A 16,926-nucleotide genomic window follows, 5' to 3' on the forward strand; every position below is an offset into this window, starting at 1 on the left:
ATTGTACCCACGTTTACGTGGGGTTTCGTACGTTCAAACTTTTCTTTTGCCATTTTTCTCGTTTCCTAAGTTAAAAGTCCGACCCACCAATAGACCGGACCGAACCTTCATTTAGATTAAGTTCTAGATTCAATAATAGCCTGCGCCACATTGTTCGGCGCCTCAGAATAATTGAAGAACTCCATTGAGTATGAAGCACGACCTTGTGTTTGTGAACGCAAATCAGTTGCGTAGCCAAACATTTCTGAAAGCGGCACTTTTGCACGTATTATTTTAACACCTGCTACGCCATCTTCCATACCTTCGATCATACCGCGGCGACGATTAATATCGCCAACTACATCACCCATCCAGTCTTCTGGAGTAGTTACTTCAACTTTCATCGTGGGTTCAAGCAACACCGGATTTGCTTCTGCGGCGCCTTTTTTGAAACCCATAGAGCCGGCGATCTTAAACGCCATTTCAGAAGAGTCAACATCGTGGTATGAACCGTCGAACAACGTTACCTTTACATCAAGTACCGGAAACCCTGCTAGAACACCACTTCGCATCTGCTCCTGAATTCCTTTATCGACCGCTGGGATGAACTCTTTTGGTACCACACCACCGACGATTTCGTTTACAAATTCGTAGCCTGAACCTTCTTCCTGAGGCTCAATACGTAGCCACACATGACCGAATTGGCCACGGCCGCCTGACTGACGAACAAACTTCCCTTCCACTTCAACAGATTTACGAAGGGTTTCGCGATAGGCAACCTGAGGGTTACCTACGTTACATTCAACTTTGAATTCACGCTTCATGCGGTCGACAATGATGTCAAGGTGAAGTTCACCCATACCTGAGATAATTGTCTGACCTGTCTCGTCGTCAGTCTTAACTTTAAACGACGGGTCCTCTGCTGCAAGCTTACTTAGGGCCATGCCCATTTTCTCTTGGTCAGCTTGCGACTTAGGCTCAACCGCAATTGAAATTACCGGCTCTGGGAAATCCATACGTTCAAGCGTGATAACATGATTAGGATCGCAAAGGGTATCACCGGTCGTTACATCTTTTAGGCCAATTGCCGCAGCGATGTCACCTGCGCGAACTTCTTTTAGCTCTTCACGGTCTTTTGCGTGCATCTGCACGATACGACCAAAGCGCTCACGTTTACCTTTAACCGGGTTATATACGGTATCACCGGTGTTAACAACACCTGAGTAGCAACGGAAGAAAGTTAGCGTGCCCACAAATGGGTCAGTCGCAATTTTAAATGCTAGTGCTGAAAACGGTTCGTCGTCGCTTGCATGACGCTCAGCTTCCGTCTCGTCTTTATCGTCAAGTACACCCGTAATGGCCTTAACTTCCGTTGGAGAGGGAAGATAATGAACAACAGCGTCTAATACCGCCTGAACACCTTTGTTTTTGAAGGCACTGCCACAAGTGGCAAGAACAATTTCGTTGTTCAGCGTACGCTTTCGAAGACCGAAACGAATTTCTTCCTCAGAAAGCTCTTCGCCTTCCAAGTATTTGTTCATTAGCTCATCAGATGCCTCTGCAGCCGCTTCGATCATCTCTGTGCGGTACTGTTCAGCGGTATCTAAATATTCAGCTGGAATATCTTCATAGGTAAATGTCATACCCATGTCTTCTTCATTCCAGTTGATGGCTTTCATCTTCACTAGGTCAATGACGCCATGGAAATTCTCTTCAGCGCCCATGTTGATCTGAATCGGAACACAGTTTGCGCCTAAACGCTTGTGGATTTGACCCACAACACGTTCAAAATCAGCGCCAGCCCGGTCCATCTTGTTAACGAACACAAGGCGTGGCACTTGATATTTGTCAGCCTGTCGCCAGACTGTCTCTGATTGAGGCTCTACCCCAGAAGACCCACAGAAAACAACAACTGCACCGTCTAGTACACGCAATGAACGCTCTACTTCGATAGTAAAGTCAACGTGTCCAGGGGTGTCGATGATGTTGATCCTGTGTTGATCGAACTGTTGCTCCATACCAGACCAGAAACAAGTGGTCGCAGCAGACGTGATAGTAATACCACGCTCCTGTTCTTGCTCCATCCAGTCCATAGTAGCAGCACCATCGTGCACTTCACCGATTTTGTGAGACAGTCCTGTATAAAACAGAACACGCTCTGTGGTCGTGGTTTTACCCGCGTCCACATGCGCCACGATACCAATGTTACGGTAACGCTCAATCGAGGTCTTACGAGGCATATATCTCTCTCAGTTATATTACGTTTATTACCAACGGTAATGAGCAAACGCTTTGTTTGCTTCGGCCATACGGTGTACGTCTTCACGTTTCTTAACCGCTGAACCTTTGTTGTCTGCTGCGTCTAACATCTCAGCCGCTAGGCGTTGTGCCATAGACTTTTCGCCACGTTTACGTGCAGCTTCTACCATCCAACGCATACCTAGCGCGTTACGACGAACTGGACGTACTTCAACTGGAACCTGATAAGTCGAACCACCAACACGACGAGACTTAACCTCTACTGTTGGGCGGATGTTATCAAGCGCTTCCTCGAAGATATCTAGGTGTGCTTTGCCGGTTTTTTCAGCAACAATATCAAGCGCACCGTAAACGATTCTTTCAGCGACTGACTTTTTGCCGTCGAGCATTACGACATTCATGAATTTCGCAAGCAGTTGTGAACCAAATTTTGGTTCTGGTAGGATTTTACGTTGACCTACGACTCTTCTTCTTGGCATCTTCTATTCTCCGTATGAATTCAGGGAAAACCCAAAACTCTTAAACTTCAGTTTGGCCTTACTAACGGAGAACCGTTATGACTTAGGCTTCTTCGCGCCGTACTTAGAACGGGCTTGTTTACGATCGTTTACACCTGCGCAGTCAAGGGTACCGCGAACTGTGTGATAACGAACACCTGGTAGATCTTTAACACGACCACCACGGATAAGTACTACACTGTGCTCTTGTAGGTTGTGACCTTCACCACCGATGTAAGAAGAAACTTCAAAACCGTTAGTTAGACGTACACGACATACTTTACGTAGTGCAGAGTTTGGTTTCTTAGGCGTAGTAGTATATACACGAGTACATACACCACGTCTTTGTGGACAAGCTTGTAGAGCAGCTACGTTGCTTTTTTCAACGGGCTTTCTACGCGGCTTGCGCACTAACTGGTTAACTGTTGCCATTAACTAGCTCCTGATTAAAAACTACGAAAACCCAATCACTATGATTGGGTCCATATTAATGCGATTAATTGTTTAATCGCTCTACTTTGTGAACATTGTGCTCGTCAATATTCACTGAGCGCTGATACAAAAACCGCGACCGTTTATCGAGCCGTTTAAGGCTATCCAAAATCGGGTCGCGGAATATTAAAGATCATCGCCCTGACTGTCAAGGTGTACAAAGGTTAAGCAGTTAATTTATCTGCAATCTGTCAGCCTGACATGCCAATATGTTAGGAGTACGTTAACGCACTCCTATGATCTTGCCTTATTCGGCAGTATCTTCGTCTGCACCAGCATTAAGCGCTTCAGTCAATGCCTGTTCTGCTTCAGCAGCAGAAACTGACATTTCTTCGATTTGCTCTTTGCGGCGCAGTGCGCGGCGTTCGTGGTAAGCGAAACCTGTACCCGCTGGAATTAATCGACCAACGATTACGTTTTCTTTCAGACCGCGTAGGTCATCTTCTTTACCTTGAACAGCTGCTTCAGTAAGAACACGTGTTGTTTCTTGGAACGACGCTGCTGAAATAAACGATTCGGTAGACAATGATGCTTTGGTAATACCAAGCAACTGTGTTTCGTATTGAGCAGGGATCTTACCTTGCTTCTCGATTTCACGGTTTGCTACTTTAACGTTTGATACTTCAACCTGTTCACCTTCAAGGAACTGTGTATCTCCTGGGTGCGTGATAACGCACTTGCGTAGCATCTGACGGATAACTACTTCAATGTGCTTATCGTTAATTTTTACACCCTGTAAGCGGTATACTTCTTGAACTTCGTTCACGATGTAGTTCGCTACTGCTGAAATGCCACGAAGACGTAGAATATCGTGTGGAGACTCTGGACCGTCAGCGATAACTTCACCGCGTTCCACTTTCTCACCTTCAAACACGTTAAGCTGACGCCACTTAGGAATCATCTCTTCGTATGCATCACCCTCAGCAGGCGTAATAACTAAACGCTTCTTACCTTTGGTCTCTTTACCGAAGCCGATAGTACCTGAGATTTCTGCAAGAATTGCAGGCTCTTTAGGCTTACGAGCTTCGAATAAATCAGCAACTCGTGGTAGACCACCGGTGATGTCACGTGTCTTCGAGCTTTCCTGAGGAATACGCGCTAGCACGTCACCTTCGTTAGCCACTTTGCCTTCTTTCGCTTCGATGGTTGTGAAGCTTGGAAGACGAATTTCTTGAAGACCGAATTCATCGCTTTCAAGAATTAACTTAGGCTCTTTAGAGTTTACTTTCGCAAGGTCTTTAACAACGATACGGGTTAGACCAGTAAGCTCGTCTTGCTGCATTTCGGTATTAGAGTCATCAATGTCTGCGAAGCTAATCTTAGCTGCACGTTCAGTGATGATTGGGTGACTATGCGGATCCCAGTTAGCAACAACGTCACCAGCTGCAATAGTTGCACCGTCATCCACGCTAAGAACAGCACCGTAAGGTACTTTGTAGCGCTCTTTCTCACGGCCTTGATCGTCAATAACAGTAAGTTCTGTTGAACGAGAAACGATAACCACTTTACCGTCAGAGTTACGTACGAATTTCGCGTTATGTAGCTTAAGGCTACCCGCTGTCTTAACCTGTACGCTGTTTTCAGCAGATGCTCTTGATGCTGCACCACCGATGTGGAAGGTACGCATGGTAAGCTGTGTACCTGGCTCACCGATTGACTGTGCTGCGATAACACCAACCGATTCACCGCTACCCACCATATGACCACGTGCAAGGTCACGTCCGTAACACTTCGCACATACGCCAAAGTCGTTATCACATGTGATAACCGAGCGTACTTGAATTTGGTCAACTGAGTTAGCTTCAAGCATATCCACTAATGCTTCGTCTAGTAGAACGTTACGCTCTACAAGTACTTCATTAGTACCTGGCTTAAGTACGTCTTCTGCTACAACACGACCTAGTACACGTTCGCGTAGCGGCTCAACAACATCACCACCTTCGATTAGCGGTGTCATTGTTACCCCTTCAAAGGTGCCACAGTCGTCGTTAGTGATAACCAAATCTTGTGCAACGTCTACTAGACGACGGGTTAGGTAACCCGAGTTAGCAGTCTTAAGTGCAGTATCCGCAAGACCTTTACGCGCACCGTGCGTTGAAATGAAGTACTGTAGTACGTTCAGACCTTCACGGAAGTTCGCCGTAATTGGCGTTTCGATGATTGAGCCATCTGGCTTAGCCATCAGACCACGCATACCTGCAAGCTGTCTAATCTGAGCGGCACTACCACGAGCACCGGAGTCAGCCATCATATAAACCGAGTTAAATGATGTTTGCTCTTCTTCTTCGCCATCGCGGTTAATTACGATGTCAGTCTTCAGGTTATCCATCATGGCCTTAGCAACTTTTTCGTTGGCATTTGACCAGATATCGATAACTTTGTTGTAACGCTCACCCGCGGTAACAAGACCGTTTTGGAACTGTTCCTGAATTTCGATAACTTCTGCTTCCGCCGCGTCGATAATTTCTTTCTTCGCTTCTGGAATAACCATATCGTCGATACCAACAGACGCACCCGCGATCATCGCGTAGTGGAAACCGGTATACATAATTTGGTCAGCGGCAATTACTGTGTCTTTCAGACCAAGTGTACGGTAACAAGCATTCAATAGTCTTGAAATTTGCTTCTTGCCCATCGCTTGGTTAATGATTTCAAACGGCAGACCCTTAGGAAGGATCAACGAGAAAATCGCACGACCAACCGTGGTGTCAGTTAGCGTTACTTTTTCAGTTTTGTTGCCATCTTCATCAATGTCATATTCAGTAATACGTACTTTAACGCGAGAGTGAAGCTCAGCATTACCTGTGCGGTATGCCTTTTCTGCTTCATTCGGGCTGGTAAATACCATGCCTTCGCCTAAGCCGTTTACTTTGTCACGCGTTAGGTAGTAAAGACCTAATACAACGTCCTGTGAAGGTACGATGATTGGCTCACCATTCGCAGGTGACAGAATGTTGTTCGTTGACATCATTAGCGCACGCGCTTCTAGCTGTGCTTCGATTGTCAACGGAACGTGTACCGCCATTTGGTCACCATCGAAGTCGGCGTTGTACGCCGCACACACTAGCGGGTGAAGCTGAATCGCTTTACCTTCGATTAGTGTTGGTTCGAATGCTTGGATACCCAAACGGTGAAGTGTAGGTGCACGGTTAAGTAGTACCGGGTGTTCGCGGATAACGTCGTCTAGTACGTCCCAAACCTCTGGTGCTTCGCGCTCTACAAGCTTCTTAGCTGCTTTAATTGTTGTCGCAAGACCACGTGCTTCAAGCTTACCGTAGATAAACGGCTTAAATAGCTCAAGTGCCATCTTCTTAGGAAGACCACACTGGTGAAGACGTAGCGTAGGACCAACGGTAATTACAGAACGGCCTGAGTAGTCAACACGCTTACCAAGAAGGTTTTGACGGAAACGACCTTGCTTACCTTTGATCATGTCTGCAAGCGACTTAAGTGGACGCTTGTTAGAACCGGTAATCGCACGACCACGACGTCCGTTATCTAGAAGCGCATCAACAGACTCTTGAAGCATACGCTTTTCGTTGCGTACGATAATGTCTGGAGCAGCTAGGTCTAGAAGACGCTTAAGACGGTTGTTACGGTTAATTACACGACGGTATAGGTCGTTTAGGTCAGACGTTGCAAAACGGCCGCCGTCTAGTGGTACTAGTGGACGTAAGTCTGGTGGAAGTACCGGAAGTACTGTCATGATCATCCACTCTGGCTTGTTACCAGATTGTTGGAATGATTCAAGCAACTTAAGACGCTTAGTAATTTTCTTACGCTTGGTCTCAGAGTTGATTGAAGGCAGCTCTTCACGCATAGCCGCAACGTCTGCGTCTACGTCAAGTGCTTTTAGAAGGTCGAATATCGCTTCAGCACCCATCTTCGCATCGAACTCATCACCGTGCTCTTCAAGTGCATCCAAATACTCTTCTTCGTTAAGAAGTTGGCTGCGCTCAAGCGTCGTCATACCTGGCTCTGTAACCACATATGATTCGAAATAAAGTACGCGTTCAATATCACGAAGCGTCATATCAAGCATTAAGCCGATACGAGACGGAAGTGATTTAAGGAACCAGATGTGTGCAACCGGGCTTGCTAGCTCGATGTGACCCATACGCTCACGACGTACTTTAGTCAGTGTAACTTCAACGCCACACTTCTCACAGATAACACCGCGATGCTTAAGGCGCTTATACTTACCGCAAAGACACTCATAGTCTTTAACCGGACCAAAGATACGCGCACAGAACAGACCGTCACGCTCAGGCTTGAACGTACGGTAGTTAATTGTTTCAGGCTTTTTAACTTCACCGAATGACCATGAACGGATCATGTCAGGTGAAGACAGACCGATTCGAATATTATCGAATTCTTCGGTCTTGTTTTGTTGCTTTAGAAACTTTAATAAGTCTTTCACATTACTCTCCCAGCGGAGTCAGTCTCTAGAACCCGGCGCGAGCGCCGGGCCATCTCATAACATTACGTGGCAATCGCCGTATTACTTTTCTTCAAGCTCGATGTTGATACCCAACGAGCGAATTTCTTTAAGTAGTACGTTGAATGACTCTGGCATGCCAGGTTCCATTCTATGGTCGCCATCGACGATGTTCTTGTACATCTTGGTACGGCCGTTAACGTCATCTGACTTAACAGTAAGCATTTCCTGAAGGGTATATGCTGCACCGTATGCTTCAAGTGCCCACACTTCCATCTCACCGAAGCGCTGACCACCAAACTGTGCTTTACCACCAAGAGGCTGCTGTGTAACAAGGCTGTAAGAACCCGTAGAACGCGCGTGCATCTTGTCGTCTACTAAGTGGTTCAGTTTCAGCATGTACATGTAACCAACCGTTACTGGACGCTCAAATTCGCGACCTGTACGACCGTCAAACAAAGTAATCTGACCGCTTTCTGGAATATCAGCAAGCTTCAGCATTTCTTTGATTTCAGATTCACGAGCACCATCGAATACAGGTGTTGCTACTGGCACACCCTTGCGAAGGTTTTCCGCCAAGCGACGAACTTCATGATCTGTGAAGCTATCGATGTCGACTTCCTGATGATTCTCACCAAGCTCGTACACCTTCTTCAAGAAATCACGTAGTTCAGCCAGTTCACGCTGCTCTTTAATCATGCGGTCAATCTTTACACCAAGACCGTGCGCAGCCATACCCAAGTGGGTTTCTAGGATCTGACCGATGTTCATACGAGACGGTACACCTAGCGGGTTTAGAACGATATCTACCGGCGTACCGTCAGCATCGTATGGCATGTCTTCTACAGGCTGGATTGTCGAGATAACACCTTTGTTACCGTGACGTCCCGCCATTTTATCACCCGGCTGGATGTGACGTTTAACTGCAAGGTAAACCTTAACAATCTTAAGTACGCCAGGGGCTAGGTCATCACCTTGCGTAATCTTACGACGCTTAGTTTCAAACTTCTTATCGAAGTCTGCTTTTATCTCAGCGTGTTGATCGGCAATTTGGTCTAGCTCTAGCTGTGCATCTTCGCTGTTAAGTGCAATTTCAAACCACTTTTCACGCGGTAGGCTATCAAGCTTAGCTTGGTCAACGCCAGCGCGTAATAATGCAGTCTGTGCACGGCTAAAGATACCGTCTGCAAGAATTTCGAACTCGTCGGTAAGGTCTTTCTTAACCTGACGTAGCTGCATATCTTCAATTTCGAGCGCACGCTTGTCTTTCTCTACACCATCACGGGTAAATACTTGAACATCGATAACGGTACCGTGGACAGAGTTAGGTACACGTAGCGACGTATCTTTAACGTCAGACGCTTTCTCACCGAAGATTGCACGTAGTAGTTTTTCTTCTGGCGTAAGCTGAGTTTCACCCTTAGGTGTTACTTTACCTACTAAGATGTCACCACCTTTCACTTCCGCACCGATATAAACAACACCTGATTCATCAAGTTTGCTTAGTGCAGATTCACCCACGTTCGGGATATCAGAAGAAATCTCTTCTGGCCCAAGCTTAGTATCACGGGCGATACAGCTAAGCTCTTGAATGTGGATAGTCGTGAAGCGGTCTTCTTGTGCTACACGCTCAGAAATAAGGATTGAATCCTCAAAGTTGTAACCATTCCAAGGCATGAACGCGATACGCATGTTCTGACCAAGTGCAAGGTCACCTAGGTCTGTTGAAGGACCATCAGCTAGCACGTCACCTGCAACAATCGGGTCGCCAACATTACATGTAGGCTTCTGATTGATACATGTGTTCTGGTTAGAGCGTGTGTACTTAGTCAGGTTGTAGATATCGATACCTGCTTCACCTGGAAGCATTTCATCTTCATCTACTTTAATAACGATACGGCTGGCATCTACGTAATCAACCACACCACCGCGTTTTGCAACTACAGTAACACCTGAGTCAACCGCGATAGTTTTTTCCATACCGGTACCAACTAGCGGCTTATCAGCACGTAGCGTTGGTACTGCCTGACGTTGCATGTTCGCACCCATAAGTGCACGGTTTGCGTCATCGTGCTCTAGGAATGGAATAATGCTCGCCGCAATTGAAACGATTTGCTGTGGCGAAACGTCCATGTACTTGATGTCTTCTGTAGGCATCAAAGTAGTTTCACCACGATAACGACATGGGATCAAGTCGTCTATCAATTCACCAGCTTCAGTTAACGCGATGTTAGCCTGAGCGATTGCGAATTGACCTTCTTCAATTGCAGATAAATAATCGATTTCATCTGTTACCACACCGTCAACAATGCGACGGAATGGAGTTTCTAAGAAACCAAAGTCATTGGTGCGCGCAAAGCTCGCCAATGAGTTAATTAGACCGATGTTCGGGCCTTCCGGCGTTTCGATAGGACATAGACGACCGTAGTGCGTCGGGTGTACGTCTCGAACTTCAAAGCCTGCACGTTCACGTGTAAGACCACCCGGGCCTAACGCAGAAATACGACGCTTGTGCGTTACTTCTGATAGCGGGTTGTTTTGGTCCATGAACTGAGAAAGCTGAGATGAACCGAAGAACTCTTTAACCGCTGCCGAGATAGGCTTAGCGTTAATGAGATCTTGAGGCATCACATTGTCTAGGTCGCCTAGGCTTAGGCGCTCTTTAACTGCACGCTCTACACGCACAAGACCAACGCGGAACTGGTTCTCTGCCATTTCACCGACTGAACGGATACGACGGTTACCAAGGTGATCGATATCATCCACCTCGTCTTTACCGTCACGGATCATTATTAACTGCTTCATAACAGCAATAATGTCTTCTTTATCTAATGTACCCGAACCGATAAGTTCTTCACGACCTAAACGGCGGTTGAACTTCATACGACCAACAGAAGACAGGTCATAACGTTCTTCAGAGAAGAACAAGTTATCGAACAAGGTTTCTGCTGCGTCTTTTGTCGGTGGCTCACCAGGACGCATCATGCGATAGATTTCAACTAGCGCTTCTAGGCGGTTAGTTGAAGAATCGATGCGCAATGTGTCTGAAATGTATGAACCGTGGTCTAGTTCGTTGATGTAAAGTGTTTCGAACTCTTTGATGCCAGCTTGGCTAAGTGCCGCTAGATTTTCTAACGTTAGTTCATCGTTAGCACTTACGATAACTTCGCCAGTTTCTTCATTTACATAAGTAGCAGCAAACACGCGGCCAATTAGGTATTCTGCAGGAACTTCAAGTTCTGATAGACCCGCTTTCTCAAGCGCACGAGTATGACGTGCAGAGATACGGCGACCTGATTCAACGACCACATTCCCTTCGCCGTCAATGATATCGAATTGGGCCGTTTCACCACGTAGGCGATCTGGAACCACTTCCATCATCAGCTTGTCTTTGCTGATACGCACATTAACCTTCTCGAAGAAAGTGTCTAGAATCTCTTCAGAAGACATTTCAAGCGCGCGTAAAATAATCGTTGCTGGCAACTTACGGCGACGGTCAATACGTACAAACAAGTTATCTTTCGGGTCAAACTCGAAGTCTAACCACGAACCACGGTAAGGAATTACACGCGCATTATAAAGCACTTTACCTGACGAGTGGGTTTTGCCTTTGTCGTGATCAAAGAATACACCAGGTGAACGGTGCAGCTGTGACACGATAACACGCTCTGTACCATTGATTACGAACGTACCGTTCTCAGTCATCAATGGGATCTCGCCCATGTACACTTCTTGTTCTTTAATATCTTTTACGGTACCTGGGGCAGCGTCTTTATCGAACAACACTAACCGTAGTTTTACTCTTAACGGAGCAGAGAAAGTTACGCCACGAATTTGACATTCTTTAACGTCGAAAACTGGCTCTCCCAAGCGGTAGCTTACATACTGAAGCTCTGAACTACCTGAGTAGCTTTTAATTGGAAAAACGGAACGAAATGCTGCTTCCAAACCGTATTGAGCATCTGCGTCGATCTCAATAAACTTTTTGAAAGAATCAAGCTGAATTGAAAGAAGGTATGGAATTTCCAATACCTGTGGGCGTTTGCCAAAATCCTTACGGATACGTTTCTTTTCGCTATAAGAGTAAACCATGGGTTCCTCAGCCTGCTGATTTATGACCCAACCTGCTGCAAAATGCTTTAAAACGCGTGCTATGGGCTAAAAGCTGCGTTTCAAATGGCGCACTAAGCAACAAACTTCCACAACCCTTTTTCGGGCAGATACACCAGCATACAACAAAATTTAACCAATTATTAGTTAACTTGTTGGATTTTTATGCTTTTTATGGGTATGTCCGATTGGCGCTTTTACGTAATGTAGTCAGGGTTAGAATCTACACACTATACAGCGCAAAAAGGCTGGTGGTTCAAAAAACCACCAGCCTTGCCGTCTCAGGCAATAATCTGACTAGGTCAGATTACTTGATTTCTACTTCTGCACCAGCTTCTTCAAGCTCTTTCTTAAGTGCTTCAGCTTCATCTTTGCTTACGCCTTCTTTGATAGCTTTAGGAGCAGATTCAACTACTTCTTTAGCTTCTTTAAGACCTAGGCCAGTCGCGCCGCGAACTGCTTTGATAACTGCAACTTTGTTAGCGCCGAATGAAGTCATTACAACGTCGAACTCAGTCTTTTCTTCAGCCGCTGCTGCTTCACCAGCTACAGCAGGACCAGCAACAGCAACAGCTGCAGCAGATACGTTGAATTTTTCTTCAGCCGCTTCGATAAGTTCAACCAGTTCCATTACTGGCATTTCAGCGATTGCGTTTAAGATATCTTCTTTAGTTAGAGCCATGTTCTCTAAACTCCTGGGTATAAAATGTTAAAAAAATCAATATGCCAAAAACGCCAATTACTTGGTGTCTTTGACCGCCGCCAATACGCGCACAAACTTGCCAGGAACTTCGTTGATTGTTTGAACGAATTTCCCAACTGGTGCTTTGAAGGTTGCAAGTAGTCTCGCAAGCGCTTCGTCGCGGGTAGGTAGTGCTGCAACTGCGTCCAATTTCTCTGGACCAAGAAGACCGCTACCAATTGAAAGTGCAGTAACTTTAAGCTTATCGTTAGTCTTACCGAAGTCTTTGAAAAGACGTGCCGCACCACCTGGTGCGTCGATAGAGAAACCATAGATAAGCGGACCAGTTAAGGCGCTGTCTAAGTCTGCAAATTGACTGTCGGCTAGAGCACGTTTTGCAAGAGTATTACGTACAACCTTTAGGTACACGCCTTGCTCACGAGCTTTAACACGTAGGTCAGTCAGTTCACTAACTTCCATCCCACGGTATTCAGCAACGGCTACGGATAGAGCGCGAGACGCAACATCAGAAATTTCTGCTACGATCTCTTTTTTTGCTGCTAAACCTAGTGCCACTGAGTTCACCTCTTTGTATCTGACTTTGTTTGTAGTTACCTACTCCCGCCATCAGGGTTCACAGATTGATACCAACCCTCATGGTTGATACCGCTCTACGGTGTTTGTTACCCCAGAGAGTCTGAGTCAAACCACCGTCTGCGCAGGTTGTTGTATTAAGCAGTGTGTTGATTGTGAAAGTTCTCTTACCTCTTTCACCACACCGCACCTGCGGTCTTGGACGGGAGCTGCTTATTAGCACTGCTAATTTACACAGCTCCAACCCATAACCTTTAAGAGATTTCGATGAGCCTCAGCTCAGCGAAATTAAAGACCTACAGAAGCCTTATCAAGAGCAACACCAGCACCCATTGTAGTGCTTAGGCTGATCTTCTTGATATAAGTACCTTTAGCAGAAGAAGGCTTAGCTTTCTTCAGTGCTTCAAGTAGCGCTTCAAGGTTTTCTTGAATTTGGTTCGCTTCGAACGCAATCTTACCGATGCTAGCATGGATGATACCGTTCTTATCGTTACGGTAGCGTACCTGTCCAGCTTTCGCGTTCTTAACTGCCGTTGCAACGTCAGGCGTTACTGTGCCAGTTTTAGGGTTAGGCATAAGGCCACGTGGACCTAGAATTTGACCTAGCTGACCAACAACACGCATCGCGTCTGGGCTAGCTACTACTACGTCAAAGTTCATTTCGCCTTTCTTAACAAGCTCAGCTAGGTCGTCCATACCAACGATGTCCGCACCCGCTTCTTTAGCAGCTTCAGCATTTGCACCTTGAGTGAATACTGCAACGCGAACGTCTTTACCAGTACCGTTAGGTAGTACAGTTGCACCACGAACGTTTTGGTCAGATTTCTTCGCGTCGATACCAAGGTTAACAGATACGTCAACGCTTTCTGCGAACTTAGCTGTTGCTAGTTCTTTAAGAAGCGCTACTGCTTCGTTGATGTCGTACTCTTTGCTCGAATCTACTTTTTCGCGGATCAAGCGAGCGCGTTTAGTTAATTTAGCCATTCGATTAGTCCTCTACGTTCAAGCCCATTGAGCGAGCAGAACCCGCGATAGTACGTACCGCTGCATCTAAGTCAGCCGCAGTAAGGTCTGGCTCTTTAGTTTTAGCAATCTCTTCCAACTGAGCGCGAGTAACAGTACCCACTTTTTCAGTGTTAGGACGGCCAGAACCGCTCTTGATGCCAGCTGCTTTCTTAAGCAGGTAAGACGCAGGAGGAGTCTTTGTTTCGAACGTGAAAGAGCGATCTTCGTATACAGTAATTTCTACTGGTACCGGAGCGCCTTTCTCAAGACTTTCTGTTTTCGCGTTGAAAGCCTTACAGAATTCCATGATGTTCACACCGTGCTGACCTAGTGCAGGACCAACCGGTGGACTTGGGTTAGCAGCGCCAGCTGCAACCTGAAGCTTAATAATACCGCTTACTTTTTTAGCCATTTTACATGCTCTCTTGTTTGGGTCTAACGCCTCGCAAATACAGAGATTATTTGCTCAATCGGCTTCCCGTTTCCGTTTAAAAGGGCGCGCATTATATAAGGTGACTAATTACTATGCAAGAGCTATTTAGAATAAAAAACCATCGAAAGGTCAGTATTTTTTCTTTTTGGAATAGGTCAAAGTTTTTAACGCGTTAACACGCAAACATATAGACGAAACATCAAATTTGGAGAAATATAAATGGAGTTAATCACGCAAGAAGAACTGAGCCAAGTTTCAGGTGGTGATGGCTGGGACGTTGCCTCCGGAGGCTTAACTGGTGGCGGCATTGGAGCGACTGGCGTTGGCTTTGCGGTAGCAGTCGGATTTACTGTGACCTTTCCTGTTGCTGTAGGCGCAATTGCTACAGGCGCTGCCCTAGGAGCTGCATGGGAGTATTTTACTGATGATGAATAATCCGTTAGTACTCACCGAAGAGCAAATCGACACTGTCTCTGGAGGCAATATTTCACAAGCCGCTTTTGAAGGAGGTTTGGAAGGCGCTGCTACAGGTGCAGGTATAGGTGCTGCACTTGGTGCTTATGCTGGCCCTTTCGGTGCACTTTTAGGCGGCCTTATCGGAACTGGTGTCGGTACTATTGTTGGAGCAGCCGATGCAATATCAGATTACAATGAAACGTTGGATGAGTAAGTGAAATTAACACCGTTAGCAAGGCTTTACATGGCATGTGCCATGTTGGGCCTTTTTTCTTTTAGTGCGTTTATTGCAAATAACCACCTATTACTTTTATTCCATCAAGTTTGCATTGGAATTATTTTTTGGGTTCTTTTGCTTAGGCCCAAGCTTAAAACTAGCAAACTCGACACGAAAAAAATTAAGCAGGTAGTAGTATCCACTTTTGCATTTATCACAACACTCACTATTGGAGGGGTCGTAAATCAGAGCTATAAATGGCTCGTGGTTATAGCCGCTGTCGGAGTTTCAATCTGGCTTTATACCCTTCTTGAAAAGAATCGAATAAGTTATAATGAGTAGTCGCAGTGACAGCATTTTTAATATGGTTTTTTGGGACAGGGTTAGTTAACTACGCGCTAAAAAAGTTTTGCAGAGTAGGTTTTTGGGCGTCGTGTGCTGATACCAAGAGATTTGCACAATGTTATGGCCACATTTTGCAGTATTTATTTGTTTTTACCTCGATGCTGCTAGCCATGTTGTTCGTAATTTAACGTTCAAATGAACGTACATTGCCAATCGTGCTCCTGAGTTCCAGATATAAAAAAAGACGGTCAAACCGTCTTTTTTCGAATATTTATAGAAGTCTAGCCTTTTTCTACCTGACCAAATTCTAGATCTACCGGTGTAGAACGACCGAAGATAAGTACCGATACTTTTACGCGGCTCTTTTCGTAGTCTACTTCTTCTACCACACCGTTGAAGTCTGCAAAAGGACCGTCGGTAACGCGAACCACTTCGCCTGGCTCGAACAATGTTTTTGGTCGTGGCTTATCAACATTTTCTTCAAGGCGATTTAAGATAGCATCTGCTTCTTTTTGCGTAATTGGCATAGGACGGTCAGATGTACCGCCGATGAAACCCAATACGCGAGGAACGCTTTTCACTAAGTGCCATGACTCTTCGGTCATCGCCATTTCTACCAATACATAACCCGGGTAGAACTTACGCTCTGATTTGCGCTTTTGACCTGCACGCATTTCAACAACTTCCTCTGTTGGTACTAGTACCTGACCGAAGTAGTCTTCCATGTTGTGCATTTTAATGTATTCAAGCAGCGTCTTTTTAACGCGAGCTTCGTATTGCGAATAGGCTTGAACTACGTACCATCTTTTCTTTACTGCTTCTTCTTCAGACATACGTTTATGCTCCTATTCCAGTAATAAAGCCAACTACACGAACGATGATGCCGTCTAGTCCCCATAAAATTAGTGCCATAACTAACGTCGCTGCAAGTACGATAAGCGTAGTTTGGTTCGCCTCTTGACGGGTTGGCCATACTACTTTGCGAACTTCTGTGCGAGACTCTTTAGCAAAGCTCAAGAAGGTACTACCTTTTTCGGTAGTTGCTGCGATGAAACCAGCTATACCAACTACTACTACAATCGCGATGGCACGGTATAGTACCGAAATCTCACCGTACATTGTGTTAGCGGTTACTAAACCGGCAAGCAGTGCAAAAACCACTACCCATTTGAACATGTCCAATGCATTGGACTGATTTTCCGTCTTTTCGCTCATGTTACGATCCTAGCACTACAGCGTCGTTGTTTTACGCACTCATTCAATGCGCAATTTAAAATTCTTCGTTTAAGTAAATTTGGCAGGGGTGGAGGGACTCGAACCCCCAACCATCGGTTTTGGAGACCGCTGTTCTACCAATTCGAACTACACCCCTGTGGTGCCTACATCACAAAATTTACTTACACTGCCCTTGGGAATTGT

13 protein-coding genes and 1 tRNA gene are annotated in these 16,926 nt (G+C 45.8%); 2 read left to right on the forward strand and 12 right to left on the reverse strand.

Annotated elements, in window-relative coordinates; translation table 11 throughout:
- Positions 1-116 precede the first annotated feature (116 nt).
- The 9 genes from fusA to rplK form a co-directional block, all read right to left on the reverse strand.
- The gene (fusA, locus tag JC525_RS14050) at positions 117-2,219 is read right to left on the reverse strand and encodes an elongation factor G (protein ID WP_198816379.1); all 2,103 of its coding nucleotides are present in this window, start codon (positions 2,217-2,219) and stop codon (positions 117-119) included.
- 27 nt (positions 2,220-2,246) lie between these two features.
- Positions 2,247-2,717 carry a 30S ribosomal protein S7 gene (gene rpsG, locus JC525_RS14055; protein ID WP_014980519.1) on the reverse strand — a complete coding sequence of 157 codons (471 nt, stop codon included), beginning with the start codon at positions 2,715-2,717 and terminating at the stop codon, positions 2,247-2,249.
- A 75-nt stretch (positions 2,718-2,792) separates the two neighbouring features.
- Complete coding sequence (gene rpsL, locus JC525_RS14060; protein WP_014951037.1) at positions 2,793-3,167, reverse strand: 30S ribosomal protein S12; 375 nt, start codon at positions 3,165-3,167, stop codon at positions 2,793-2,795.
- Between the two features lie 307 nt (positions 3,168-3,474).
- Positions 3,475-7,647 (reverse strand): DNA-directed RNA polymerase subunit beta', encoded by a 4,173-nt coding sequence (gene rpoC, locus JC525_RS14065; protein ID WP_198816380.1) that lies wholly within the window; start codon positions 7,645-7,647, stop codon positions 3,475-3,477.
- Between the two features lie 81 nt (positions 7,648-7,728).
- The gene (gene rpoB / locus JC525_RS14070) at positions 7,729-11,757 is read right to left on the reverse strand and encodes a DNA-directed RNA polymerase subunit beta (RefSeq protein ID WP_198816381.1); all 4,029 of its coding nucleotides are present in this window, start codon (positions 11,755-11,757) and stop codon (positions 7,729-7,731) included.
- A gap of 325 nt (positions 11,758-12,082) precedes the next feature.
- A complete protein-coding gene (gene rplL, locus JC525_RS14075; protein WP_131094759.1) occupies positions 12,083-12,457 on the reverse strand; it encodes a 50S ribosomal protein L7/L12 in 375 nt (124 codons plus the stop codon).
- A 57-nt stretch (positions 12,458-12,514) separates the two neighbouring features.
- Positions 12,515-13,033, reverse strand: a complete 519-nt coding sequence (gene rplJ, locus JC525_RS14080) for a 50S ribosomal protein L10 (protein WP_198816382.1) — start codon at positions 13,031-13,033, stop codon at positions 12,515-12,517.
- A gap of 306 nt (positions 13,034-13,339) precedes the next feature.
- Entirely contained in the window at positions 13,340-14,035 is a 696-nt protein-coding gene (gene rplA, locus JC525_RS14085; RefSeq protein ID WP_198816383.1) for a 50S ribosomal protein L1, read from the reverse strand.
- Between the two features lie 4 nt (positions 14,036-14,039).
- On the reverse strand, positions 14,040-14,468 hold the full coding sequence (rplK, locus tag JC525_RS14090) for a 50S ribosomal protein L11 (RefSeq protein WP_015068306.1): 429 nt from the start codon (positions 14,466-14,468) through the stop codon (positions 14,040-14,042).
- A 240-nt stretch (positions 14,469-14,708) separates the two neighbouring features.
- On the opposite strand from rplK, the gene JC525_RS14095 reads away from it, so the two are divergent.
- Complete coding sequence (locus JC525_RS14095; RefSeq protein ID WP_198816384.1) at positions 14,709-14,924, forward strand: hypothetical protein; 216 nt, start codon at positions 14,709-14,711, stop codon at positions 14,922-14,924.
- Positions 14,914-15,159, forward strand: coding sequence for a hypothetical protein (locus JC525_RS14100; protein WP_198816385.1), 246 nt, complete (start codon positions 14,914-14,916; stop codon positions 15,157-15,159). The genes JC525_RS14095 and JC525_RS14100 overlap by 11 nt, the downstream gene beginning before the upstream one ends.
- Before the next feature lie 629 nt (positions 15,160-15,788).
- Here JC525_RS14100 and nusG read toward each other — a convergent pair.
- From nusG to JC525_RS14115, 3 genes are all read right to left on the reverse strand, one after another.
- Positions 15,789-16,340 (reverse strand): transcription termination/antitermination protein NusG, encoded by a 552-nt coding sequence (gene nusG / locus JC525_RS14105; protein WP_015068310.1) that lies wholly within the window; start codon positions 16,338-16,340, stop codon positions 15,789-15,791.
- 4 nt (positions 16,341-16,344) lie between these two features.
- A complete protein-coding gene (secE, locus tag JC525_RS14110) occupies positions 16,345-16,722 on the reverse strand; it encodes a preprotein translocase subunit SecE (protein WP_020744440.1) in 378 nt (125 codons plus the stop codon).
- 80 nt (positions 16,723-16,802) lie between these two features.
- A tRNA-Trp gene (locus tag JC525_RS14115) sits at positions 16,803-16,879 on the reverse strand.
- Between the last annotated feature and the right edge of the window lie 47 nt (positions 16,880-16,926).

This window comes from Alteromonas sp. IB21, assembly GCF_016405965.1.
Taxonomy (GTDB): Bacteria; Pseudomonadota; Gammaproteobacteria; order Enterobacterales; family Alteromonadaceae; genus Alteromonas.

Bases quoted from the DNA above. Each gene is read 5' to 3' on its own strand.
- rplA (WP_198816383.1), bottom strand. From the start codon at position 14,035: ATGGCTAAATTAACTAAACGCGCTCGCTTGATCCGCGAAAAAGTAGAT.
- rplK (WP_015068306.1), bottom strand. From the start codon at position 14,468: ATGGCTAAAAAAGTAAGCGGTATTATTAAGCTTCAGGTTGCAGCTGGC.
- JC525_RS14095 (WP_198816384.1), top strand. From the start codon at position 14,709: ATGGAGTTAATCACGCAAGAAGAACTGAGCCAAGTTTCAGGTGGTGAT.
- rplL (WP_131094759.1), bottom strand. From the start codon at position 12,457: ATGGCTCTAACTAAAGAAGATATCTTAAACGCAATCGCTGAAATGCCA.
- nusG (WP_015068310.1), bottom strand. From the start codon at position 16,340: ATGTCTGAAGAAGAAGCAGTAAAGAAAAGATGGTACGTAGTTCAAGCC.
- rpsL (WP_014951037.1), bottom strand. From the start codon at position 3,167: ATGGCAACAGTTAACCAGTTAGTGCGCAAGCCGCGTAGAAAGCCCGTT.
- rpoB (WP_198816381.1), bottom strand. From the start codon at position 11,757: ATGGTTTACTCTTATAGCGAAAAGAAACGTATCCGTAAGGATTTTGGC.
- JC525_RS14100 (WP_198816385.1), top strand. From the start codon at position 14,914: ATGATGAATAATCCGTTAGTACTCACCGAAGAGCAAATCGACACTGTC.
- fusA (WP_198816379.1), bottom strand. From the start codon at position 2,219: ATGCCTCGTAAGACCTCGATTGAGCGTTACCGTAACATTGGTATCGTG.
- rpsG (WP_014980519.1), bottom strand. From the start codon at position 2,717: ATGCCAAGAAGAAGAGTCGTAGGTCAACGTAAAATCCTACCAGAACCA.
- secE (WP_020744440.1), bottom strand. From the start codon at position 16,722: ATGAGCGAAAAGACGGAAAATCAGTCCAATGCATTGGACATGTTCAAA.